At 71.6% G+C, this 22,711-nt stretch carries 21 protein-coding genes; 14 read left to right on the top strand and 7 right to left on the bottom strand.

Features of this window, described 5'->3' with window-relative positions; all coding sequences use genetic code 11:
• Positions 1 to 40: 40 nt before the first annotated feature.
• The gene (locus AB0L75_RS22560; protein WP_003974483.1) at positions 41 to 478 is read right to left on the bottom strand and encodes a hypothetical protein; all 438 of its coding nucleotides are present in this window, start codon (positions 476 to 478) and stop codon (positions 41 to 43) included.
• 571 nt (positions 479 to 1,049) lie between these two features.
• On the opposite strand from AB0L75_RS22560, the gene hemL reads away from it, so the two are divergent.
• The 8 genes from hemL to AB0L75_RS22520 all read left to right on the top strand — a co-directional run bounded on the left by hemL (position 1,050) and on the right by AB0L75_RS22520 (position 9,275).
• Positions 1,050 to 2,366 (top strand): glutamate-1-semialdehyde 2,1-aminomutase, encoded by a 1,317-nt coding sequence (hemL, locus tag AB0L75_RS22555; protein WP_365183728.1) that lies wholly within the window; start codon positions 1,050 to 1,052, stop codon positions 2,364 to 2,366.
• 71 nt (positions 2,367 to 2,437) lie between these two features.
• On the top strand, positions 2,438 to 3,085 hold the full coding sequence (locus AB0L75_RS22550) for a histidine phosphatase family protein (RefSeq protein ID WP_365183725.1): 648 nt from the start codon (positions 2,438 to 2,440) through the stop codon (positions 3,083 to 3,085).
• A 147-nt stretch (positions 3,086 to 3,232) separates the two neighbouring features.
• On the top strand, positions 3,233 to 4,492 hold the full coding sequence (locus tag AB0L75_RS22545) for a hypothetical protein (RefSeq protein ID WP_365183516.1): 1,260 nt from the start codon (positions 3,233 to 3,235) through the stop codon (positions 4,490 to 4,492).
• A 135-nt stretch (positions 4,493 to 4,627) separates the two neighbouring features.
• A complete protein-coding gene (locus AB0L75_RS22540) occupies positions 4,628 to 5,218 on the top strand; it encodes a TlpA disulfide reductase family protein (protein ID WP_365183513.1) in 591 nt (196 codons plus the stop codon).
• Position 5,219: 1 nt separating this feature from the next.
• Positions 5,220 to 5,990, top strand: coding sequence for a cytochrome c biogenesis protein CcdA (locus tag AB0L75_RS22535; protein WP_365183510.1), 771 nt, complete (start codon positions 5,220 to 5,222; stop codon positions 5,988 to 5,990).
• 3 nt (positions 5,991 to 5,993) lie between these two features.
• The gene (locus AB0L75_RS22530; protein ID WP_365183507.1) at positions 5,994 to 7,706 is read left to right on the top strand and encodes a cytochrome c biogenesis protein ResB; all 1,713 of its coding nucleotides are present in this window, start codon (positions 5,994 to 5,996) and stop codon (positions 7,704 to 7,706) included.
• A complete protein-coding gene (gene ccsB, locus AB0L75_RS22525) occupies positions 7,703 to 8,797 on the top strand; it encodes a c-type cytochrome biogenesis protein CcsB (protein ID WP_365183505.1) in 1,095 nt (364 codons plus the stop codon). Before AB0L75_RS22530 ends, ccsB begins: the two co-directional genes overlap by 4 nt.
• Before the next feature lie 25 nt (positions 8,798 to 8,822).
• A complete protein-coding gene (locus AB0L75_RS22520; protein WP_365183503.1) occupies positions 8,823 to 9,275 on the top strand; it encodes a hypothetical protein in 453 nt (150 codons plus the stop codon).
• Positions 9,276 to 9,297: 22 nt separating this feature from the next.
• Here the strand turns inward: AB0L75_RS22520 and AB0L75_RS22515 are convergent, their stop codons facing one another.
• The 5 genes from AB0L75_RS22515 to AB0L75_RS22495 all read right to left on the bottom strand — a co-directional run bounded on the left by AB0L75_RS22515 (position 9,298) and on the right by AB0L75_RS22495 (position 14,029).
• Positions 9,298 to 10,713 carry a condensation domain-containing protein gene (locus tag AB0L75_RS22515; protein WP_365183502.1) on the bottom strand — a complete coding sequence of 472 codons (1,416 nt, stop codon included), beginning with the start codon at positions 10,711 to 10,713 and terminating at the stop codon, positions 9,298 to 9,300.
• 128 nt (positions 10,714 to 10,841) lie between these two features.
• Positions 10,842 to 11,819, bottom strand: a complete 978-nt coding sequence (locus AB0L75_RS22510) for a 2-oxoglutarate and iron-dependent oxygenase domain-containing protein (protein ID WP_365183500.1) — start codon at positions 11,817 to 11,819, stop codon at positions 10,842 to 10,844.
• Positions 11,800 to 12,249, bottom strand: a complete 450-nt coding sequence (locus AB0L75_RS22505) for a nucleoside deaminase (RefSeq protein ID WP_365183498.1) — start codon at positions 12,247 to 12,249, stop codon at positions 11,800 to 11,802. The genes AB0L75_RS22510 and AB0L75_RS22505 overlap by 20 nt, the downstream gene beginning before the upstream one ends.
• A 72-nt stretch (positions 12,250 to 12,321) precedes the next feature.
• Positions 12,322 to 13,332 (bottom strand): 2-dehydropantoate 2-reductase, encoded by a 1,011-nt coding sequence (locus AB0L75_RS22500; protein ID WP_365183495.1) that lies wholly within the window; start codon positions 13,330 to 13,332, stop codon positions 12,322 to 12,324.
• A 103-nt stretch (positions 13,333 to 13,435) separates the two neighbouring features.
• Positions 13,436 to 14,029, bottom strand: coding sequence for a TetR/AcrR family transcriptional regulator (locus AB0L75_RS22495; protein ID WP_365183494.1), 594 nt, complete (start codon positions 14,027 to 14,029; stop codon positions 13,436 to 13,438).
• Between the two features lie 87 nt (positions 14,030 to 14,116).
• Between AB0L75_RS22495 and AB0L75_RS22490 the strand changes: the two genes are divergently transcribed.
• Together AB0L75_RS22490 and AB0L75_RS22485 are read left to right on the top strand one after the other, a co-directional pair.
• Positions 14,117 to 14,899: a hypothetical protein gene (locus AB0L75_RS22490; protein WP_365183492.1), complete on the top strand. Its 783-nt coding sequence runs from the start codon at positions 14,117 to 14,119 to the stop codon at positions 14,897 to 14,899.
• 15 nt (positions 14,900 to 14,914) lie between these two features.
• Positions 14,915 to 16,825 (top strand): protein kinase, encoded by a 1,911-nt coding sequence (locus tag AB0L75_RS22485; protein ID WP_365183489.1) that lies wholly within the window; start codon positions 14,915 to 14,917, stop codon positions 16,823 to 16,825.
• Between the two features lie 53 nt (positions 16,826 to 16,878).
• Here AB0L75_RS22485 and AB0L75_RS22480 read toward each other — a convergent pair whose 3' ends face one another.
• Positions 16,879 to 17,853 (bottom strand): zinc-binding dehydrogenase, encoded by a 975-nt coding sequence (locus AB0L75_RS22480; RefSeq protein ID WP_365183486.1) that lies wholly within the window; start codon positions 17,851 to 17,853, stop codon positions 16,879 to 16,881.
• Positions 17,854 to 18,007: 154 nt separating this feature from the next.
• Between AB0L75_RS22480 and AB0L75_RS22475 the strand changes: the two genes are divergently transcribed.
• From AB0L75_RS22475 to AB0L75_RS22460, 4 genes are all read left to right on the top strand, one after another.
• On the top strand, positions 18,008 to 18,343 hold the full coding sequence (locus AB0L75_RS22475) for a transcriptional regulator (RefSeq protein ID WP_365183483.1): 336 nt from the start codon (positions 18,008 to 18,010) through the stop codon (positions 18,341 to 18,343).
• 118 nt (positions 18,344 to 18,461) lie between these two features.
• Complete coding sequence (locus tag AB0L75_RS22470; protein ID WP_365183481.1) at positions 18,462 to 19,736, top strand: hypothetical protein; 1,275 nt, start codon at positions 18,462 to 18,464, stop codon at positions 19,734 to 19,736.
• Positions 19,733 to 21,328: a VWA domain-containing protein gene (locus AB0L75_RS22465; protein ID WP_365183478.1), complete on the top strand. Its 1,596-nt coding sequence runs from the start codon at positions 19,733 to 19,735 to the stop codon at positions 21,326 to 21,328. Before AB0L75_RS22470 ends, AB0L75_RS22465 begins: the two co-directional genes overlap by 4 nt.
• On the top strand, positions 21,315 to 22,085 hold the full coding sequence (locus AB0L75_RS22460; protein ID WP_365183476.1) for a hypothetical protein: 771 nt from the start codon (positions 21,315 to 21,317) through the stop codon (positions 22,083 to 22,085). Before AB0L75_RS22465 ends, AB0L75_RS22460 begins: the two co-directional genes overlap by 14 nt.
• The last annotated feature ends 626 nt before the right edge of the window (positions 22,086 to 22,711 follow it).

Genomic DNA, 22,711 nt, shown 5'->3' with positions numbered 1-22,711 from the left:
GGGGCCCGAAAGCCCCGCCCAACCCCACCGAAGCCCCAGCTCAGGGCCACACCAGGCAGTACGGCTGATGCCCCGCCTCATGCAGCCGATGTGAGAAGTCCTGCCACTCGTGCAGCAGCTGGTACACGTTGAACGCGTCGCGCGGGCCGCCGCGGTCCGGGACTGTGGACCAGATGAAGGCCGCCGCGCCCACCGCTTCCTCGCCGATGCCGCGCAGGGGGTCGACGACGGTCATGGGGAGCTTGACGACCGCGTAGTCGGGGTGCAGGACGACCAGTTCCAGGGGCGGGACCTTGTGCAGGGGGACGCCTTCGATGCCGGTCAGGACCATCGCCGCCATCGTCTCCGGCTTGATCTTGGTGAACATGCCGTTCATGCCCAGCTCGTCGCCGCCGAGTTCCTCGGGGCGCATCGAGATGGGGACGCGAGCCGCAGTCGCGCCGTCCGGCGCGCCGAAGTATTTGTACGTCACCCCCACCCGACCACCATTCCTGCTCCCCGCCCGCTGGCGGTCGGCCCGGTGGTCGAGCCGGCGGTCGATCTGCCGGTCCGGTTGACGGTCCAGCTGGCGATCGGCCTGCCGGTCGTACCGCTCGGGCTCGCTCGGTACACCCTGTGTCTGACGTGCGTCGTTCTGTCGTGCTTCGGTCGTTTCCTCCGCGTCGCGCCGGTGCCTTCCCCGCCGGGCACGTCGAGGACCCAGGTCATCAGTCCCCTCGCCCAGTCCGCCACCGCGATGCATATCTCCACCCGACTGCTTTTCTAGGACGCGTGGCCCCCGCCGCGCAACCCGATCATCGTGTCAGTGACCTCCCCCACGGCCGCCCGCCGAAACGTGCGGTGGAACAACAGTCCACGGGTTCTATCCGGCCCCTGCTCATGTACGTGCGTACGAGCTGTGTGTATCAGCTCTCAGTCTCGCAGATGGCGGACGGCGCCGCTTCGATCCGGAGGCGGGCCGCGCGGCTGCCCCGCGGCGGCCTACCCTGAGGAGGTCACCCCAGCAGCCGGAGTCCGAGAAGTCGGAGAAGTCGCACGTCATGAGTGCCCTGAGCGAAACGCCCTATCCCTACGATGCGCCCGCCTCCCAGGCGCTCTTCGAGCGAGCCTCCACCGTCACGCCAGGCGGTGTGAACTCGCCGGTCCGCGCCTTCCGCGCGGTCGGCGGCACGCCCCGGTTCATGGTGTCCGGCCGCGGCCCGTACCTGACCGACGCCGACGGGCGCGAGTACGTCGATCTCGTGTGTTCCTGGGGGCCGATGATCCTCGGGCATTCCCACCCCGAGGTCATCGCCGCCGTCCAGGATGCCGTCGCGCGCGGTACGTCCTTCGGTACGCCCGGTGAGGGAGAGGTCGCGCTCGCCGAGGAGATCGTCGCCCGGGTGGAGCCCGTCGAGCAGGTGCGGCTCGTCAGCAGCGGCACCGAGGCGACCATGAGCGCCATCCGGCTCGCTCGCGGCTTCACCCAGCGGTCCAAGGTGATCAAGTTCGCCGGCTGCTACCACGGGCATGTCGACAGCCTCCTCGCCGCCGCCGGATCCGGTGTGGCCACGTTCGCCCTCCCCGACACCCCCGGCGTCACCGGTGCCCAGGCCGGCGACACGATCGTGCTGCCGTACAACGACCTGGAGGCCGTGCAGGAGGCCTTCCACCGGTACCCGGGCGAGATCGCCTGCGTGATCACCGAGGCCTCGCCCGGCAACATGGGCGTCGTGCCGCCGGAGCCCGGGTTCAACCAGGGGCTGAAGGACGCCTGCCGGAAGAACGGCGCCCTCTACATCTCCGACGAGGTCATGACGGGCTTCAGGACCAGCCGGGCCGGGTGGTACGGGATCGACGGGGTCAAGCCCGACCTCATGACCTTCGGGAAGGTGATGGGGGGCGGGTTCCCCGCCGCCGCGTTCGGGGGGCGCGCCGATGTGATGGCGCATCTCGCTCCGGCCGGGCCCGTGTACCAGGCCGGCACGCTGTCCGGTAACCCCGTCGCCACCGCCGCCGGGCTCGCCCAGCTGCGGCTGCTCGACGACGCCGCCTATGACAAGGTCGACGCGGTCTCCGCGCAGATCCGGGCGCTCGTCACCGAGGCGCTGAGCAAGGAGGGCGTCGCGCACCGGCTGCAGAACGCCTCCAACATGTTCTCCGTGTTCTTCACCGACCGGCGGGTGCGCACCTACGAGGACGCCAAGCGGCAGGAGTCGTACCGCTTCACGGCGTTCTTCCACTCGCTGCTGTCGAACGGCGTCTATCTGCCGCCGTCGTCCTTCGAGTCCTGGTTCGTGTCCACGGCCCATGACGAGCGGGCCATCCAGAAGATCGCCGACGCCCTTCCGGCGGCGGCCCGGGCGGCTGCGGAGGCCACCGCGTGAGCAACAGCATCGGCAACGACATCGGCAGCACCGTCAGCGGCAGGGACAAGGACGTCACCGTCGTCCATGTCATGCGGCACGGTGAGGTCGCCAACCCGGACGGGGTCCTGTACGGGCGGCTGCCCGGCTACCACCTGTCCGACCTGGGGCGGCAGATGGCCGACCGGGTCGCCGAGCACCTCGCCTCGCGGGATGTGACGTACATCTGCGCCTCGCCGCTGGAGCGGGCGCAGGAGACGGCCACCCCGATCGCCAAGGTGCACGGTCTCGACCTGGACAGCGACGAGCGGCTCATCGAGGCCGACAACGTCTTCCAGGGCAAGACCTTCGGGGTCGGGGACGGCGCCCTGCGCAAGCCCGACAACTGGAAGCACCTGGTCAACCCGTTCAAGCCGTCCTGGGGCGAGCCGTACGTCGACATCGTCGTGCGCATGATGGGCGCGCTGAACGCGGCCAAGGACCAGGCCCGCGGGCACGAGGCGGTGCTGGTCAGTCATCAGCTGCCGATCTGGACCGTGCGGTCCTATGTGGAACGGCGCCGGCTGTGGCACGATCCGCGCAAGCGGCAGTGCACACTCGCCTCCCTGACGACTTTCACATATCTGGGCGACAAGATCGTGTCGGTCGGCTACAGCGAGCCCGCCATCGATCTCGTCCCGGTCCATCTGCGGGCCGGTGCGAAGCCGGTGCAGGGGAAGAGCAAGGCCTTCGGCGCCTAACTGCCGGTCCTGGCACTCCATTTGACATATCATAGGGTGCTTTTGCCGGAGATATTGCGAAAAACATACGAATCAAGGTGAACCTCCCCGGCCGTCGCGTCATCTCAGTGGGTGACTACCAGAAGGCGCGACGAATCGGGGATTTCCATGCGCACCGTCTCCCGGACTCTCTCCCGCCGGGGAATACTCGGCCTCGGCGCGGGCGCGGCTGCCGCCGCCACCCTCGCCGGTTGCGGTACCCACACGTCATCGGACGGTGCCGGGCACTCGGCCGGTTCCGATGACGGGAAGAACGGCCAGGGCGAAGACGGTTCGCGCTCCGGCCGGCCGATCGGGGACGGTTCGACGTCCTTCACGGGCAAGCAGCCGCACCAGCCCGACAAGCCCGAGCCGCTGGAGCCGGGCCAGACCCCTCCGCAGTTCGTGATCTTCTCCTGGGACGGCGCCGGCGAGGTCGGCAACGGGCTCTTCCCGCGCTTCCTGGACCTCGCCAAGGAACACGGCGCGAGCATGACCTTCTTCCTCTCGGGGCTGTATCTGCTGCCCGAGGCGAAGAAGCGGATGTACGAGCCGCCGAACAACCCGCGCGGCGCCTCCGACATCGGCTACCTCGCCGACGACCACATCAAGGCGACCCTCACCAATGTGCGCCGGGCCTGGCTGGAGGGCCACGAGGTCGGCACCCACTTCAACGGGCACTTCTGCTCCGGTCACGGCACGGTGGGCAACTGGACCGCGTCGCAGTGGGAGAGCGAGATCCGCCAGGCCAAGGCGTTCGTGAAGGAGTGGCGGACCAACACCGGCTGGTCCGACATGCCCTCGCTGCCCTTCGACTACGACAAGGAACTGGTCGGCGGCCGTACGCCCTGTCTGCTCGGCCAGAACAACCTGCTGCCCACCGCCAAGAAGCTGGGCTGGCGCTACGACGCCTCCTCGCCGGGCGGCCGCCAGGTGTGGCCGGAGAAGAAGCTGGGGATCTGGGACCTGCCGCTGCAGGCGATACCTTTCCCCGGGCATTCCTTCGAGGTCCTGTCCATGGACTACAACATGCTCGCCAACCAGTCCAAGAACTCGACCAAGGCGCCCGCCTACAACTACCCGGGCTGGCGCAAGCAGTCCGCGGGGGCGTACATAGCGGGCTTCGAGCGGGCATACAAGACGAACCGGGCGCCGTTCTTCATAGGCAACCACTTCGAGCACTGGAACGGCGGCATCTACATGGACTCCGTCGAGGAGGCCTTCAAGCACATCGCGGCGGAGAAGGAGAAGGGCGCGGACGTCCGGATGGTCTCCTTCCGGCAGTTCGTCGACTGGATCGACGTACAGAAGCCCGAGGTGATCGCCAAGCTGCGCACCCTGGGCGTCGGGCAGCAGCCCATCGGCGGCTGGAAGCAGTTCCTCGCCTAGTCGTCCGGCCGGCTGCTCGGCCGGCCGCCTGACCCCCTGCCGGAAATGTCCAGTGTAAATACGCCCTGAAATGCGGTTTTCCGCCCGGCAGGGGGGCGCGCGAGATCGCCGGAACTGGCATGCGAAACTTTTCACATGAGTACCCGTAGCCGCGTCGTCCTGCTTGGCACCGTGGCCGCCGTGGCGGCTGTGACCCTGTCCGCGTGCGGCAAGGGCGGCACCTCCGGCGGCGGTGGCAACACCAACTTCGTCACCGGCAACAACGGCATCGACACCGTGTCGGCGGACAAGCGCGCCACGGCCCCGGACCTGTCCGGCAAGACCATCGACGGCAAGACCATCGACGTCGCCGACTACAAGGGCCAGGTCGTCGTCATCAACGTCTGGGGCTCGTGGTGCAGCCCGTGCCGGGAAGAGGCGCAGTACTTCGCCAAGGTCTCGAAGCAGTACGAGGGCAAGGGCGTCCAGTTCGTCGGGATCAACACCCGCGACACCAGCACCACCCCCGCCGTGACCTTCGAGAAGGAGCACGGGATCACCTACCCGAGCCTGTACGACCCCTCGGGCAAGCTGATGCTCCGCTTCAAGAAGGGCACGCTCAACCCGCAGCTGATCCCCTCCACGCTCGTCATCGACCGGCACGGCAAGGTCGCCGCGCGCGCCCTGGAGGCGCTCGACGACGCGACGCTGCTGAAGATGCTCAAGCCGGTCCTCGCGGAGAAGTGACGTGAGCGCAGTCGTGACGCTGGCCCTGACGGGCCAGAACGAGACGGTGCGCAGCGGTGCCCTGCTGATCGCCCTGCCGGTGGCGCTGCTCGGCGGGCTCGTCTCCTTCTTCTCCCCCTGCGTCCTGCCGCTGGTCCCCGGCTACCTCTCCTATGTCACCGGGGTCGCCGGCACCGACCTGGCCGAGGCCCGGCGCGGGCGGATGGCCACCGGCGCCTTCCTGTTCGTCCTCGGCTTCACCGCCGTGTTCGTCTCCGGCGGCGCGCTGTTCGGCTTCTTCGGCTCCACTCTCCAGGAGTACAAGGACACCCTGTCCAAGGTGCTCGGCGTCCTCATGATCCTGCTGGGCGTCTTCTTCATGGGACTGATGCCCTGGCTGACCCAGCGTGAGTTCCGCTTCCACAAGCGGCCCACCGCGGGCCTGGTCGGCGCGCCCCTGCTCGGCGCCCTGTTCGGAGTCGGCTGGACCCCCTGCATCGGTCCGACCCTCGCCTCCGTCATCGCCCTGTCCTCCCAGCAGGCGAGCGCCGGCCGGGGCGCGATACTGACCGTCGCCTACTGCCTCGGCCTCGGCGTCCCCTTCGTGCTCACCGCCATCGCCTTCCGCAAGGCCCTCGGCGCCTTCGGCTGGGTCAAACGCCACTACGTCTGGGTGATGCGGGTCGGCGGGACGATGATGATCGCGACCGGTGTGCTGCTGCTCACCGGCGCCTGGGACAGTCTGGTGCAGCAGATGCAGACCTGGTCCGACGGCTTCACTGTGGGGATCTGATCGATGAGCACAACCGAAACCGACAAGAGCCGGGACCAGGAGGACCGCCAGGAGGATCTCGGCGCCGCCGGCTCCCAGCTGTCCACCGCACCGGCGGAGGAACTCTCCGCCGCGCCCGGCCTCGGCGTCATCGGCTGGGCCCGCTGGTTCTGGCGGCAGCTGACCTCCATGCGGGTCGCGCTGCTGCTGCTCCTGCTGCTCTCGCTCGGCGCGATCCCCGGCTCGCTGATCCCGCAGGCCGGCGCGGACCTGAACAAGGTCGACGACTTCCGCAAGGCCCACAAGACGCTCGCGCCGGTCTACGACAAGCTCGGCCTGTTCCACGTCTACAGCTCGGTGTGGTTCTCCGCGATCTACATCCTGCTGTTCGTCTCCCTCATCGGCTGTATCGTCCCGCGCACCTGGCAGTTCGTCGGCCAGCTGCGCGGCCGGCCGCCGGCGGCGCCCAAGCGGCTTACCCGGCTGCCCGCCTACACCACCTGGCGCACCACGGCCGAGCCCGAGCAGGTCCGCGAGGCCGCGCTCGCGCTGCTCAAGAAGCGCCGCTTCCGCGCCCATGTCGCCGGTGACGCCGTCGCCGCCGAGAAGGGCTATCTGCGCGAGCTGGGCAACCTGGCCTTCCATATCGCCCTGATCGTGCTGCTGACCGCCTTCGCCTGGGGCCAGCTGTTCAAGTCCGACGGCACCAAGCTGGTCGTCGAGGGCGACGGGTTCTCCAACTCGATCCTCCAGTACGACGACTTCAAGTCCGGCAGCCTGTTCCAGAACGACGACCTCGTGCCGTTCAGCTTCGATCTGAAGGATTTCAAGGGCACCTACGAGGTCACCGGCCCCAACCGGGGCACGCCGCGCACCTTCGAGGCGAAGCTCGACTACAGCCAGGGTGCGTACGGCAAGGAGAAGTCGACCACCATCAAGGTCAACGAGCCGCTGCACATCGGCGACGCCAAGGTCTACCTCGTCAGCCACGGCTACGCGCCCGTCGTCACCGTCCGCGACGGCAAGGGGAACGTCGTCTACCGCGACGCCGTACCGCTGCTGCCGCTCGACGGAAACGTCACCTCCAACGGCGTGGTCAAGGTGATGGACGGCTACCGCAACGCCCAGGGGCACAAGGAACAGCTCGGCTTCCAGGCCTTCTTCGTGCCGACCTTCGATCCCAAGGCCGGCACGATGCTCTCGCAGTTCCCGGCGCTGGTGAACCCGCTGCTCGCGGTGAACGCGTACCACGGCGACCTCGGCGTCGACGCGGGCATCCCGCAGAGCGTGTACCAGCTGGACAAGACGCACATGAAGGCGTTCAAGGACGGCAAGGGCCAGCTGCTGAAGAAGCTGCTGCAGCCGGGCGACACCCTCACCCTGCCGAACGGCGCCGGGTCCATCACCTTCGAGAAGGACATCAAGGAATGGGCCGGCTTCGAGGTCGTCCAGCAGCCCGGCAGCGGCTGGGCGCTCGGCGGTGCCCTCGCCGCGATCTTCGGTCTGGCCGCCTCCCTGTTCATCCAGCGGCGCCGGGTGTGGGTGCGCGCGGTGCGCGGCGCCGACGGCGTGACGGTCGTCGAGATGGCCGGGCTCGGCCGCAGCGAGTCCGCCAAGGTGCCCGAGGAACTGGGCGACCTCGCCGGAATCCTCTACGACCAGGCGCCGGGGGCAACCGAACCCGACGACGACTCCACCGAATCCTCCGTCGTACCTGCCGAAGGGGCTGAGAAGTGACTCTCGCCGCCGCAACCGATCTCGCCGTCGCGACCAACGAACACCTCGCGAGCATCAGCAACACGCTGATCTACTCGTCGATGGCCGTCTACACGCTGGCCTTCTTCGCCTACATCTTCGAATGGCTCCTCGGCAGCCGCAGCAAGGTCGCCCGTACGGCGGCGGCGCTGACGGCGGACACCTCCGCGAAGGCTCCCGCCGTCACCGTGAAGCAGGCCGGCGGCACCGCCGTGCTGGAGCGGCCCAAGGTCGTCGTCCGCTCCGCGTCCGGCGCCCGCGATGTGCCGGACGGTCCCGGCGCGCACGGCGGGGACGTGCAGGGCGACCTCTACGGCCGTATCGCCATCTCGCTCACCGTGCTCGCCTTCCTGGTGGAGCTGGCCGGTGTCGTCGCCCGCGCGGCCTCCGTGCAGCGGGCGCCGTGGGGCAACATGTACGAGTTCAACATCACCTTCTCCACCGTCGCCGTCGGGGTGTACCTGGCGCTGCTGGCGCTGAAGAAGAACGTGCGCTGGCTCGGCCTGTTCCTGATCACCACGGTCCTGCTCGACCTCGGTCTCGCGGTCACCGTCCTCTACACCGCGAGCGACCAGCTCGTCCCGGCGCTGCACTCGTACTGGCTGTACATCCACGTCTCCACCGCGATCTTCTGCGGCGCGGTGTTCTACGTCGGCGCGGTCGCCACGATCCTGTACCTGTTCAAGGACTCGTACGAGAACAAGCTGCAGACCGGCGGCAAGCCCGGCGCCTTCGCCACCTCGGTGCTGGAGCGGCTGCCCGCCTCCGCCTCGCTGGACAAGTTCGCCTACCGGGTCAACGCGGCCGTGTTCCCGCTGTGGACGTTCACGATCATCGCGGGCGCGATCTGGGCGGGCGACGCCTGGGGCCGCTACTGGAACTGGGACCCGAAGGAGACCTGGTCCTTCATCACCTGGATCGCCTACGCCTGCTATCTGCACGCCCGGGCGACGGCCGGCTGGAAGGGCCGCAAGGCCGCCTACCTGGCGATGATCGCCTTCGGCTGCTGGCTGTTCAACTACTACGGCGTCAACATCTTCGTCAGCGGCAAGCACTCCTACGCGGGCGTGTGAGCCGAAGGGCGCCCACACTGGTGTCATGAGCGGTTCCATCGCACAGGGCACCAGTCAGACCCACGGGAACACGCACATACTCCACTTCCAGGTGCGGCTCCCGAGGACCATGGAAGACGTCTGGCCGGCGGTGGCCACCCCCGAGGGACTCGGGGCGTGGTGCACCGCCGTCGATCTGCTCGAACCCCGGCTCGGTGGCGCGGTCGCCCTGCGCGACCTGGGCAGCGGGCGCGTCACCGCGTGGGACGTGGACCGGGTCGCGGAGTACACCGTCGAGGGCGGCGGCCGGATCAGGTTCCATCTGGAGCGGGCCGGGGCCGACGGCTGCGCGCTGCGCTTCACGCACGAGTTCCAGGGCGAGCAGGAGTCGGAGCGGCGCTGGCGGGCCCGCTTCGAACGCCTGATCGAAGGCTTGCGGTCCGCGCGGACCCTTCCGGGACAGGAGCTCTCGGAACCCCTGCCCGGGCAGTTCACCTAGGTCGGCGCCGGCTGCGCACCCGTCAGGACACCGCGGACAGGCTGTCGTGAGCCACCGAGACGATACGGTCGCGCAGCCGCTCGACGTACACCCGCAGGTTCTTCGCCGCCACGTCCGTGTCCGGGTACCGGCTCGCCAGCCACAGCCCCTCGTGCAGCCGGTTCACCCACACGCACACCTGGTCGCCGTACGACACCCGCAGCAGTGAGTGCGCCCGCTGCTCGGCCCAGCGCTCGGCGCCGGGGACCGCCCGGGCGTCGACGTAGGAGACGATCGAGTACAGGTCCGGCGAGGTCGGCCGGAAGTCCGCGCCGAGCAGCCTGAGCACCCGGGCCAGCGGCATCCGGGCCAGCGACCGGTTGGCCTGCAGCTCGGCGCGCACCGCCCGCAGGGTGTCCGGGAAGCCCGCCGCGGGGCCGACCGGGATCTCGATGGGGGCGCCGCCCACGTACCAGCCCACCGAGTCGTTCCAGCGCGACTTCACCCGGGTGTGGAACGGCACCACCGTCCGGTACATCGAGTGCCCGCCGACCTCGTGCACGATCAGCCCGGTCGCGGCCAGCAGGCCGACCAGGCTGCCGCCGTACGGCCTGCAGTACGCCTCGAACGCCGCGGCCTCGGCCGCGTCCGCCAGCGGCTCGCACAGCATCCGCTGCCGCGGCAGCGGACCGCCCGGCTCCAGGCCGAGGTCGACCGGGAAGCTCGGCAGCCTGCCCTCGCAGCGCCGGATGAAGTCGCGCCAGCGGTCCACGATCGCGTGCCGGTCGTCGATGGCGTCCGCGTCGGCCCGCTCGATCTCGCAGAAGTCGACGTAACTGGCCGCCGGGGCGAGGGAGTCGGGCTCGGTGCCGGCCAGGCCCGCCGTGTACAGCTCGTGCACCTCGGCGGCGATCCGGCTCAGCGAGTAGGCGTCCACGTTGCTGTGGTCGAAGGCCATGTACACGCTGACGCCGTCGTCCCGTACGACCGCGGCGTAGATCAGGTTCGGCCAGCGCAGCGCGTCCGCGACGGTGTCGAAACGGTCCTGGAGGTGCCGGACCAGCTCGTCCGCGTCGGGGAAGTCGCCCGCCTCCTCCTGGTGCAGGGACACGTCGGCTGCGTCGAGGGTGAACCGGCGCAGCTCGTTTCCCGCGGGGCCCGCCCAGCGGAAGCCGCTGCGCAGCGTCTCGTGCCGTACCGTCCAGGCGCGCAGCGCCCCCTGCAGCACCTCCAGGTCGACCGGGCCCGGCAGGTCGAAGGCGGTGCCGAGCCAGGTCGGCACGAACAGCCCGTCCTCCCGGACGCACTTGGCGGTCCTGATGTGGGACTCCTGGATGTAGGCGGGGGGCCGGGAGTCCTCCGGGAGCGCCGTCGCCGCCGCGACGGTCGCCGGGCTCAGTGTCCACTCGACGAGCCGTCCCGGCCGGACCTCGCAGCGCTGGATGTCAGTGATTCGCACGCGTCTCCCATCACAGAAAAGGGGCCCTGGTTACGGGCCCCCTTCAAGGCAATGCCGCAGGGCGCGGCCGGGACATGCGCGCCGGGTTCATTTCAACGGAACGGGTGGTGGCGTTGACACCGGATTGACTAATCGACGGTGATCGAGTCGAGCTTCTCGCGCAGGTACACATGCGAGTCGACCGGCGGATACGCCACCCGGCCCACCGGCGCCGGCACGGACTCCACGAGGGTGCCGGGGGTGCACTCGCCGAAGTACACGAGCGACATCAGCTCCTCGGCGGGCGCGTCCAGCGGCGGCGGCAGCACCCGGTGCCGCCCGGACCGCCACCGGTCACCGGTCCAACGGGCCAGCAGATCGCCGACGTTGACGGTGAACGCGGCGGGGTCGTACGGCGCGTCCTGCCAGCCGCCCTCGTCCGTGTACACCTGGAGCCCGCCCCGGCCGGCCTGCCGGTCGAGGATGGTGACGGTCCCGAAGTCGGTGTGCGGCCCGATCCGGAACTGCCCCGGCAGCGGCTCGCCGACCACCTCCGTGCCCGGGTACCAGTTGATGTTGAAGCCGTACGTCGGATGGTCCATGTGCCGGGAGAAGAAGTCCCGCTCCAGCCCCAGCGCGTATCCCAGCAGCGACAGCAGCTCCTTCTCCAGGGCGGCCATCCTCGCCAGGTACTCCGTGCAGAGCGCCCGGAGCCCCGGCACCTCGGCGGGCCACACGTTGGGCGCGTACCACTCCGCGTCGACGACGGGATCGTCGAACGGCTCGTCCGTGGCGAAGGTCAGCGACTCCTTCAGGTCGGGCGGGGTCTGCGTACCCTCCGCGTACCCGTTGGCCTCGGCGCCGGGCCCGAGCCAGCCCCGGCCGCCGACCTTCACCGCGTAGCGCCGCTTGACCTCGTCCGGAAGCAGGAAGAACGCGCGCGCCGCCTCCCGCACCCCGGCCCGCAGCCCGGATTCCACCCCGTGCCCGGTGACCAGCAGGAATCCGGCGGTGCGCAGCGCCCCGTCGACGGTACGGGCGAGAGCGGCGCGGGCCTCCTCGTCGCCGCCGAACCAGGGGCGCAGATCAATGGTCGGAACACGCGTGTCACTCACCGATGTCCTCATTCCACAGCTCCGGGTTGTCCTCGACGAAGGCGCGCAGCACCGCGGCGCACTCGGGGTCCTCCAGGACCACGATCTCCACACCGTGCCCGGCGAGCCAGTCGTGACCGCCGTGGAAGGTGGTGGCCTCGCCGATCACCACCCGGGAGATACCGAACTGGCGGACCAGGCCGCTGCAGTACCAGCACGGGGAGAGCGTGGTGACCATGGTCGTGCCGCGGTAGGTGCGCCGCCGTCCCGCCGCGCGGAACGCCGCTGTCTCCGCGTGGGCCGAGGGGTCGCCGTCCTGGACGCGGCGGTTGCGGCCGCGGCCGAGGAGGGTGCCGTCGGCGGCGTACAGGGCGGCGCCGATCGGGATCCCGCCCTCGGCGAGCCCGGCACGGGCCTCGTCCAGCGCGGTGGCGAGCCAGGACCGGGCCTGTCGTTCGTCCATGCCCTCACTGTGCGGGGCGGGGGAGGGCGCGGGCAACGAGGGCACGCTGGGCGGGGGCGGGCAGGGCCGGCCTCACCCGTTGTGCGCCGCCCGCAGCTCCGCGTACAGCTCCGCCCCCGGCCACGTCCGCGGTGCCGCCTCCGCCTCCCGCACCAGGGTCACCAGACGCGCGTTCACCGGGGCGCGCAGCCCCCGCGCCGTGGCGAGGGCGACGATCTCGCCCTGCAGCGAGTCGATCTCCGTGGACCGGCCGCGCTGCAGGTCCTCCCACATCGAGGAGCGCGCGTGGGCGTCGATCCGCAGGGACGCCGCCGCCACCCGGCGGAAGACGGCGTCGGGCAGTCCCAGCAGATACGGGGTGACGCCGGGCGCGGTGGGGCCGAGGCGGGCGGGAGCGACCCCGGCGGCCCGGTAGGCGGCGAGTGCCTCGCGCTGGCACAGGGCGAGGCAGCGGCGGTACGCCCGCAGGCCGAGCTGGTCGCGCAGCGGCAGCCCGGAGAGGGCGTTGATCGCGTTGTTGAGGTTCATCAGCAGCTTGGCGTGCTGCACCTCCGGCATGTCGGTGCGGGCCTCGATCGCCAGGTGCGCCGCGCGGAACGCGGCGAAGAGCCTCTCGTCGGGCTCGGTCATCAGCCTGCCCGGCATGCCCTGGTGCACGGTGCCCGGCTCGGACCCCACCACGTTGTAGGGCACCATCCCGGCCAGCACGGTGCGGCCGGGGAGCGCGGCGCGCAGGGTGGCGGGGTTGTGCAGCCCGTTCTGGAAGCTGACCACGACGGTGCCAGGGGCGAGATGGGCGGCGAGGTCCCTGGCCGCCGCCTCGGTGCCGGCGCTCTTCACGGTGACCAGCACATAGTCGGCGCCGGCCGCCGCCTCGGCACCGGTGGCCAGGGTCAGCCGGTCCGGCGAGAGGTGGACGGGCGGCCGTACGGAGGTGCTGAGGGTGAGTCCCCGCTCGCGCAGCACCGCCATGGCGGCGGTCCGGCCGATGAGGGTCACGTCGTACCCGGCGGCGACGAGGTGGCCGCCGAGATGGCAGCCGATGCTGCCGGCGCCGAGGACGGCGAAGCGAGGCTTGGGCATGCGGGACTCCTGCGCGGGGACGGGCGGGGCGGGGCGGGCAGGGCCAGCCTGGACCACGGGGGTCGCCCCCGGCCAGAGGAGGCCGGCGGGACCCGTCAGTGGTTCAGGCCGCCACCGCCCGGCAGATCCGCTCCGGCAGCAGTACCGCCGCCTGGTCGAGGTCCACGTCGCCGGCCCCGGACAGCCAGCGGCGGGCGACCGCGACGACCGGGCCGAGGATCAGGGACTCCAGCAGCGGTGCCGGGAGCGGGGCGAGGTCGCCGGAGGCCACATACCGCTGCGCCCACTGTGCGAGCGGCGACAGCCGGGCCTCCTGTGCGTCCCGCAGCCGCTTCCCGTCGGCCATTCCACGCCGGTCGGCGTACGAGGAGTGCAGCAGCAGCGCCGCCTCCCGGTGCTCCTGCACGAAGTCCAGGTACGCCCTGACCAGGGCGCGGATCCCGGTGTGCGCGGTGCGGGTGTGCTCCAGCGCCGCGACCAGCTCGCCGAGCAGCCGGCCGAGCCACCGGGTGAGCAGGGCGTTCATCAGCCCGTCGACGCTGCCGAAGTGGTGGTACAGGCTGCCGAGGCTGACCCCGCTGGCCTTGGTGAGGGCCGCGACCGTCAGCCCCTGCTCGCCGGACTCGGCGTACACCCGCAGTGCGGCGTCCAGGAGTTGTTCGGCGGTGGCCTCGCCACGCTGCTGCTTGGGGCTCATTCTGAAGTACTTTTCTAGAAAGATATTTTAGTTCTGTGGGCTGTTGGCTCACACTGGTTGCCTCATCCTCACATCCAGGAGCGGTTGGTGTCGTCACCCGAGAACCCAGGAATCCCCGAGATCCCCGTCTCCCTCACCCCGCAGCAGGCCGCCTCCGGCACGGTCCTCAGACTGCCGTCGAGCACGGGCATGCCGCCCGTCCGCATACCCCCGGTCCGCGACGGCGACGTCGTACGGCTGCGGGCCGGCGACACCGAGGTACGGCTGCGGATCCACGTCACGCCGGCAGCCGCCGACCGACCCGGTCCGGCCTCGCCCGACAAGAAGCAGGGCCTCGCCTGCCTGGGTGTGCTCGGCGCCGTCGCCGTCGTCGTGCTGGTACTGGTGCTGGTCAACCAGGGCGGCGGCAGCGGGGATTCGTCCGCCGACCCGATCGGCTCGTCGTCGTACTCACCGGCGTACTCACCGTCGTACCCGGCCGCCACGCCGACCGGTGAGCCGTACACCGGCGATCCGTACAGCGGCGCCCCGTCCACCGGCGACCCGTACAGCAGTGATCCGTACGGGACCGGCGGCGCCTACGACACCCCGAGCCCGGACCCGAGCCCCTACACCTCCGGCACCTGCCTCAACGGCACCCTGCCGGACTCCACCACCGCGCAGTCCGTCAGCGGCGTGGAGGAGGTCTCCTGCTCCGCGTCCGACGCGCACTACAAGGTGATCGAGACGATTCCGCTGACCTCGGACATGAGCCGCTGCAACGACAACTCCCGTACCCAGTACGCTTTTTCGTCGCGCTACACGATGAACGGGGCGACGGTGAACGAGTACGTCTACTGCCTGGTGGGCCTCGGGTCCTACGCACGCTGAAACAGGGGGAAAGAGTTGAACGGGGAACACAACGGGGTCGAGCCGCTGGAAGGGGACGATCCCCGGTGGATCGGGCCGATCCCGCTCGTCGGACGGCTCGGGGCCGGCGGCATGGGGCGGGTCTACCTCGGTGTGCACGAGGGGCGGTACGCCGCCGTCAAGCAGGTCCTGCCGTCGGTCGTCGGCGAGGACAAGGACTTCGTCCGCCGCTTCGGGCACGAGCTGGACAACCTCTCCCGGCTGCCCGCCGGGGCCACCGCACCACTGCTCGCCGGGGACCGGGACGCCCGCCCGCCGTGGTTCGCCACGGCCTACGTCCCCGGGCTGACCCTGCGCGAGGCCGTCGAGGCGCACGGCGGGCCGCTGCCGGCCGAGTCGCTGTGGCTGCTACTGGGGCGGGCGGCGGCGGGGCTGGCGGAGGTGCACGGGCTGGACATGGTGCACCGGGACGTCAAGCCGTCCAACGTCATGCTGACCCTCGACGGGGTCACCCTCATCGACTTCGGGGTCGCCCGGGCCGCCGAGCAGAGCCAGCTGACCCGGACCGGCATGGTGATCGGCACCCCGGCCTACATGTCGCCCGAACAGGCCTCGGGAGCGCGGCGGCTGACCGGCGCGGTGGACGTCTTCGCGCTCGGGTCGGTGGTGGCGTACGCGGGAAGCGGGCAGCCGCCGTTCGGTGACGAGTCGGGGCACGGGGTGCTGTACCGGATCGTGCACGAGCAGCCCGACCTGGGCGAACTGCGGTCTGTCGACGCCGAGCTGGCGGCCGTCGTCGCCTCCTGCCTGGACAAGGACCCCGAGGGCCGCCCCACCGCCGCCGAGCTGCTGGAGCTGACCGCAGGCCACGAGCCCTCGCCCGGCTCCACGCTGTGGCCCACCGCCCTCACCGAACGCCTCACCGCCCGCGCGGAGTTCGCGGCACGGGTACCGGAGGTGGAGGGACCGCAGGAGGCGGACGAGCCGAACGGGCAGAGGGAGGCGAAGGGGCCGGGGGAGGCCGGGGACGCGGGGTCCGAGCCCGAGATCGTCGTACGGCCGGGCGGGCGGCCGCCGGAGCGGGAACGGCGGCGCAAGCGCCTGCTGGTGGCCGTCGTGCCGATCGTGGTCGGCGCCGGCGTGGCGACCCTCGCCTTCCAGCTGGCCCCGTACGCCACCGGCACCCACCGCGACGGCGCCGCCGGCACACCGGGCGCCTCGGTCTCCGCGACGGCCGCCGCCACGCCCGGCACGTCCTCGGCGAGCCCCTCGGGGAAGCCGACGCCCGGCACCAAGGGCTCGGCCTCACCGGCGAGCGAGAAGAAGAAGCAGGGGAAGAAGGGCGACTCGAAGACGGACCCGCAGGGCGGCTCGGGCGGCTCGGCCGCCTCCGACGGCGGATCCGGCAGCGGCGGGAGCGCGGGGAGTGGGAGCGGAGGGAGTGGGAGCGGCGCGGGTGACGGCTCGGGCTCCGGGACCGGCGGCTCGGGGGGCACCGACGGCTCGGGAGGTTCCGGCGGCTCCTCGGGCTCCGGCGGTTCGAGCGGTTCCGGTGGGTCGTCCGGCGGGGGCGGCAGCCCCGGTTCCGGCACGTTCCATCTGAAGAACGGCGAGAACGGCAAGTGCCTGACCCAGGTCTACGGCTCCACCGGCCTCGGCAGCTGCTCGGACTCGACGGCCCGCTGGACCTTCCGCAGTGCCGCCGGCGGCAGCGTCAAGGTCGTCAATGTCTCCACCGGCGCCTGTCTGAGCGCCAACGGCAACGGCCAGGCCGTCTTCGTCGGCGACTGCTCGCAGGGCGGCAGCAACCTGCGCTGGGCGACGGGCTCCGGCAGCTCGCTGCGCACGGTCTACGACGGCGGCTGCCTCGACCTCGCCTTCGGAGGCGGCGTGGCCGAGGCGAGCTGCCAGTCGGGGGCGTCCTCGCAGAGCTGGGCCCGGACGTGACGGCGTTGGTCGGGTGAAGAAGTGGCCGCAGACCGGGAGCGGTTGACGACGGCTCAGTCGGCCACGCGCAGCAGCAGCTTGCCGGTGCTCGACCGTCCGCCCATCAGCCGGTGCGCCTCCGCCGCGTCCGCGAGGGCGAACTCGGCCGTCACCGGCAGCGTCACCGTCCCGTCGGCCGCCTTCGCGAACGCCTGCTCCGACAGCCGGCGCAGCGCGTCCGGAGCGGTCCTGGCCAGGGACAGCACGGAGAAGCCGGAGACCGAGACGCCGAGCGGGGACAGCTCCGCCTGGCCTGCGCTCCACGGTTCGGCGCCGGACGCGTTGCCGTAGGAGACCAGGCGTCCGAAGGCCGCCAGCGACGCCAGTCCGGCGCGCAGGGTGTCGCCGCCGACCGGGTCCAGCACCAGGTCGACGCCCCGCCCGCCGGTCGCCTCGCGCACCGGCTGCCGGAAGGCGCCGACGAACACCTCGTCGTAGCCGTGCCCCTTGGCGTACTCCGCCTTCGCGGCCGAGGACACCACGCCGTACACGGCTCCCGCGCCCGCCGCCCGCGCCAGGAGGCCGACCGCCGTGCCGACCCCGCCCGCCGCCCCCTGCACGAGGACCGACTCGCCGGGCTGGAGCCGGCCGACGGTGTGGACGAGGGCGTACGCCGTGGTGAGGACGGTCGGCAGGGTGGCGGCTGTGCGCAGGTCCAGGCCGGCGGGGACCGGGAAGACGGTCGTCGCCTCGGCCACCACGACCTCCGCGTATCCGCCGCCCGTGGTGTGCGCCACCACCTCCTGGCCGACGGCCAGGTCCATGACCCCGGCGCCGAGCGCGCGGACGCGGCCGGAGACCTCCAGGCCCGGTACGTACGGCAGCGCGGGCACCCGGTAGCCCTCCGCGCGGGCCTTGAGGTCGGCGAAGTTCACGCCGGTGTAGGCCACGTCGATGCTCACCTGCCCGGGCCCGGGTTGCGGCACCTCGGCCGTCACCAGCCGCAGCACCTCAGGCCCGCCGTACTCCTGGAACTCCACCGCGCGCATGCCACACCCCTCGCTCGACCCGACTGTTCAATCAAAAGCGAACACTTGCGAGTGTATGGTTTTCATCGAACACTCGGCAAGCGGAAGCGGAAGCGGAAGCGGAAGCGGAAGCGGAAGAGGAAGCGGAAGAGGAAGAGGAAGAGGGGAGCGTGGCGTGACCACCGGCAGTCACCGGGCCGCCCCGGAGCACACCCACCCCGACGAGGTGTCCCTCCTCGCGGCGCTGGCCGCCCTCGCCGACCCCGTGCGCCTCACCCTGGTCCGGGAGCTGGCCGGCGCCGCCGACTGGACCCGCAGCTGCGGCAGCTTCGACGTGCCGGTCGGCAAGGCCGCCCTCAGCCACCACTTCTCGGTGCTGCGCGCGGCCGGGCTGGTGGAGCAGCGCGACGAGGGGCCCCGGCGGGTCAACCGGCTGCGCCGGACCGAGTTCGACACCCGCTTCCCGGGACTGCTCGACCTCGTGCTGCGCGAGGCCGGTCCGCTCGGCTGACACCTCGGTCCGCAGCTGACGTTCCTTCACATCCCTTTCTTCTGCCGTTGGCCGGGTGTTCCATCGAGGATCGTCCAGGGATCGGACGATCCTCTCCCCGCTGACGCAGGAGACCCGGGTGGCCCCACACAGAGCCGAGACCGACAGACCCCGTCAGAGCGGCGAGCCGCGCCTGTCGGTGGGCGTACCCGCCGTCGTGCCGCCGCCCCGATCCCGGGCGGGCCGGCTGATCCCGCGCTTCGTCGCGGCCGCCACCGCCCTGTGCGCGATCGTCGTCCTCGCCCAGGGACATGCGGGTCTGCCCTTCGAGCGGATCACCACGATCGAGGCCAAGATGGCCTCCAAGGCCGACTACTTCGAGGACCCGGAGGTCCAGCGGCTGCTGATCCGGCACGGCTTCCGGGTGCACATCACCCGCATGGGCTCCAGGGGCATCGCCTCCCAGCGCTACGACGGCTACGACGTCGTCTTCCCGTCCGGGCAGCCCGCCGCCGACCTGATCACCAGGAAACGTGCGGCCGAGGGCCACCCGGCGACCACCTACCGGCCCTTCGTCAGCCCGATCGTGCTCGGCACCTACCGCGAGTACGCCGAGACCCTCCGGGACGCCGGGATCGCCACCCCGTTACCGGGCGCCCCGGCCGGGCAGCAGCCGCTCTACTACTCGCTGGACATGGAGAAGTTCCTTCGGACGACCGCCGACGGCGTCCGCTGGGACGGGCTGGGCATCGCCCGGCACGGCATCCGCAACGGCAACAAGGTGCTTGCCCAGACCTCCAGCATCTGCGAGTCCAACTCCGCCGGCACCTATCTGGGCCTCGTCTCCTACGTCTGGAACCACGACAACATCCCGCAGAACCCGGCCGAGGCGACCCGCTTCGCCGACCGGATACGGCTCCTCCTCAACGACCAGGGCATGCCGTCCTCGGAGAAGAACGAGACGTACGTCTCCGCCGAGGGCAAGAGCATCGCCCCCATCGCGGTGATCTACGAGCACCAGTTCCTGGCCCACCAGATCGCCACCCGGGCCGGCACCGGGCACGTCGACGGCGAACGCGTGCTGCTCTACCCCTCGACGCGGTTCGTCACCGAGCCCCAGCTCATCGCCCTGACCCCCGGCGGCGACCGGCTCGGCCGGCTGATCACCGAGGACCCGGCCCTGCAGAAACGGGCGATGGAGCTGGGCTTCCGGGTCCGGGACACCCAGGGCGCCGCGGCCACCAGCGACGCGCTGACCGGGTTCCTGCGGGAGCGGCACATCCAGGCGCCGGTGCTGTCGGACGACGACACCAAGGCGGTGCTGCCCCGGCTCGACCTGCTGGAGCGGATGATCGAGTCCGTCGGCGACTGCGACCCGGTGTCCCAGTCCGCACCCGACCAGGAGGCGCCATGAGGACCCGGGGGCTCCGCCTGGCCCTGTGCCTGGTCGTGCTCGCAGTCCTCGGCGGGCTCGTCTCCTGCTCCGGCGGCGGCCCGGACACCACCCTGCGCGTCCTGGCCAGCGACGAACTCACCGACATGCGGCCGCTGTTGGAGCAGCTCAGGAAGGACACCGGGGTCCGCCTGGAGATGGACTACGAGCCGACCGGCGACGCCGGTGACACCCTGCTCACCGGCCGGCACTCCTACGACCTGGCCTGGCTCTCCTCCGACCGCTATCTGCGCCTGAAGGCCAAGCACGCCCCGGCCGGCAGCACCCCCGCCACCGGAGTCCAGAGCGCCTCGATCATGCGCTCCCCGGTCGTCGTCGGCCTCACCCCGGACGTGGCCCGGCGCCTGCGGGACAAGGTGCCCGGCGGCCGGCTGTCCTGGGCGGACATCGCCGACGCGGCCGCCACCGGCACCGTGCGCTTCGGCATGGCCGACCCCCGGCACAGCAACAGCGGACTGGCCGCGCTGGTCGGTGTCGCCACCGCCGCCGCCGGCACCGGCGGCGCGCTGCGCCCCTCGGACGTCAGCTGCGACCGGCTGCGCGGCTTCCGCTCCGGGCAGACCCTCACCGCCGAGACGTCCCACGCCCTGCTGGACGCCTTCGCCGGACACCCGGGCCGCACCAACGCCCTGATCACCTACGAGTCCGAGCTGCTCACCCTGAACGCCTCCGGCCGGCTGAAACAGCCCCTCCAGATCGTCCACCCCGCCGACGGCATGGTGCTGTCCGACTACCCGCTGCTGCTGCTCGACCCCGCCCGGCGCGCCGCCTACGACCGCGTGGTGGCGTGGCTGACCGCCACCGGCCACCAGCGGGACATCATGCGCCGCACCCTGCGCCGCCCGGTCAGCACCGCCGTCACCCGCGACCCCCGGCTCGCCGCCCCCCTGGACAACGCGCTGTACTTCCCCGACGACCCGGCCGTCCTCGACCGGCTCCTCGCCGACTACGGCGACCCCCGGCGGCGCGGCGCCGACCAGGTGATCTTCCTGCTCGACTCCTCCACCTCGATGCGCGGCGCCCGTACGACCGCGCTGCGCGCCGCGTTCGCCTCGCTCAGCGGCGCGGACTCCTCCGCCACGGCCGAGTTCGTCCGCTTCTACCAGGGCGAGAAGCTCACCGTGGTCCGCTTCGGCGGCCGCCCGCTGGCCGAACGCACCGTCACCGTGCGCGGCCCGGCCGACCTCACGGCCCTCGCGGACTTCGTCGCCGCCGGCGGCTACGACGGCGCCACGGCCCTGTGGTCCGCCCTGGACCACGGCTACGACAGCGCCGAGCGGGCCCTGCGCGAGGACCCAAGGCGCGCGGTGTCCATCGTGCTGATGACCGACGGCGAGAACAACGCGGGCATCGGCCGCGCCTCCTTCGTCAGCCGCTACCGGGCCCGCCCCGCCGACGTCCGCGCCGTGCACACGTACCCCGTCCACTTCGGCGAGTCCGACGCCGCCGAACTCCGTGCGGTCGCCGCGCTGACCGGCGGCCGCATGGTCGACGCCGCCGCCCCCGACTCGTCCCTGTCGACCGCGTTCAAGGAGATCCGTGGCTGTTCTTGACGGCACCTGGTGGAGCGTCTGGTGGGGCGCGATGGTGTGGTGGCTGGCCGCCTTCGCCGGTCTGCTCGTGCTGGGCGCGCTGGCGCTGCGGCGTGGGCTCGGGCGGCTCGGCAAGGCGTCCGAGGACCCCTCCTACCAGCCCCTGTACCTCGACAACGACGCGGTCATGGGCCTGTACAAGATGGGCAACTACAAGTCGGCGATGCGCAGGGAGGTCGAGGAGCGGCGGATGCGCAACGCGGGCTGCCTGGCGGCGATTCCCCTGCTGTCCCTGCTGTTCAAGGTGACGGGCGGCAGCAGTACCGAGGTCGTCGCCAAGTACGTGGAGAGCAGCGAGCCGATCTCGGTGATCGGCCTGCTGCTGTCCGTCCTCAAGCACAAGGACGCCCTCGTCGAGGTGGAGCTGGCAGGGGCGGCCGGGACCGTCACACCGAACCACGTGCTGAGCCGGAAACTGGCCCCCTCCGCGCGGGAGGTGGCGCTCACCGCGATCGGCGAGTTCGTCATGATCACCGGCCGGTTCCAGGCCGTCCGGACCGACGACCCGCAGGGCGGGACACTGGTGATGCGGGCGCCCTACCGGGACGGGGAGTCCGCCGCGCACCTGCGGGTCATCCTGCGCGGCGACGGTCTGCGCAAGCCCTACACCAAGCTGCCCGGAGGCCAGTTCCCGGCCCACTGCCTGGGCAAGGTGACAAGCTGGGACCCCGAGGCCTGCGAGAGCGTACTGGAATACCCCCTCGCCGTCTTCCTCTGACCCCCCGCCCGGCTCGCACCCGCCCGGCTCACGCCCGGCCCGCCCGAGCGCCCCGCCCGCGACCGCCCGGCTCGCGGTCCCTTGCCCGTGACCATCCGCTCGCGAGTGATCGGCCCGTGACCGACCTGTCCGACCGGCTCGCTGCCAATCGGCTCGCGACCGGCCCCCTCGCAACCGCCCGGCCCGCGCCCCCCCTGCCGGTGACCGGCCTGCCCGCGACCGCCCTGCCTGTGACCGACCTGCTCGCGGCAGCCGGTCCGTGCCCCTCCTGCCCGTGACCGACCGGCTTGCGACCGACCCGCCCGAGCGCTCCGCTCGCGACCGCCCTGCCTGTGACCGACCGGCTCGCAACCGACCTGCCCGAGTGACCCGTTCGAGCGCCCCGCTCGCAACCGGCCCGCTGGCGGCAGCCGGCCCGTTCCCCTCCTGCCTGTGACCGCCCGGCTCGCGACCGGCCCGCCCGAGTGGCCCGCCCGAGCGCCCGCCCCCTCGCGCCCGCCCGGCCCGCGCCCCCTTCCGTGACCGGCCCGCCTGAGTGGCCCGCCCGAGCGCCCCGCTCGCGACCGCCCTGCCCGAGCAACCCGCCCGCGACCGACCCGGCCCGCGACCGACCCGGCTCGCGACCG

It is taken from the genome of Streptomyces sp. NPDC052101 (assembly GCF_040680235.1).
GTDB lineage: Bacteria > Actinomycetota > Actinomycetes > Streptomycetales > Streptomycetaceae > Streptomyces.
Note: the sequence above shows the minus strand (reverse complement) of the source record. Positions and strands in the feature narration are given on the sequence as shown.

Bases quoted from the DNA above. Each gene is read 5' to 3' on its own strand.
- AB0L75_RS22550 (WP_365183725.1), top strand. From the start codon at position 2,438: ATGCGGCACGGTGAGGTCGCCAACCCGGACGGGGTCCTGTACGGGCGG.
- AB0L75_RS22545 (WP_365183516.1), top strand. From the start codon at position 3,233: ATGCGCACCGTCTCCCGGACTCTCTCCCGCCGGGGAATACTCGGCCTC.
- AB0L75_RS22540 (WP_365183513.1), top strand. From the start codon at position 4,628: ATGAGTACCCGTAGCCGCGTCGTCCTGCTTGGCACCGTGGCCGCCGTG.
- AB0L75_RS22530 (WP_365183507.1), top strand. From the start codon at position 5,994: ATGAGCACAACCGAAACCGACAAGAGCCGGGACCAGGAGGACCGCCAG.
- AB0L75_RS22520 (WP_365183503.1), top strand. From the start codon at position 8,823: ATGAGCGGTTCCATCGCACAGGGCACCAGTCAGACCCACGGGAACACG.
- AB0L75_RS22510 (WP_365183500.1), bottom strand. From the start codon at position 11,819: ATGAGGACATCGGTGAGTGACACGCGTGTTCCGACCATTGATCTGCGC.
- AB0L75_RS22505 (WP_365183498.1), bottom strand. From the start codon at position 12,249: ATGGACGAACGACAGGCCCGGTCCTGGCTCGCCACCGCGCTGGACGAG.
- AB0L75_RS22500 (WP_365183495.1), bottom strand. From the start codon at position 13,332: ATGCCCAAGCCTCGCTTCGCCGTCCTCGGCGCCGGCAGCATCGGCTGC.
- AB0L75_RS22495 (WP_365183494.1), bottom strand. From the start codon at position 14,029: ATGAGCCCCAAGCAGCAGCGTGGCGAGGCCACCGCCGAACAACTCCTG.
- AB0L75_RS22480 (WP_365183486.1), bottom strand. From the start codon at position 17,853: ATGCGCGCGGTGGAGTTCCAGGAGTACGGCGGGCCTGAGGTGCTGCGG.
- AB0L75_RS22465 (WP_365183478.1), top strand. From the start codon at position 19,733: ATGAGGACCCGGGGGCTCCGCCTGGCCCTGTGCCTGGTCGTGCTCGCA.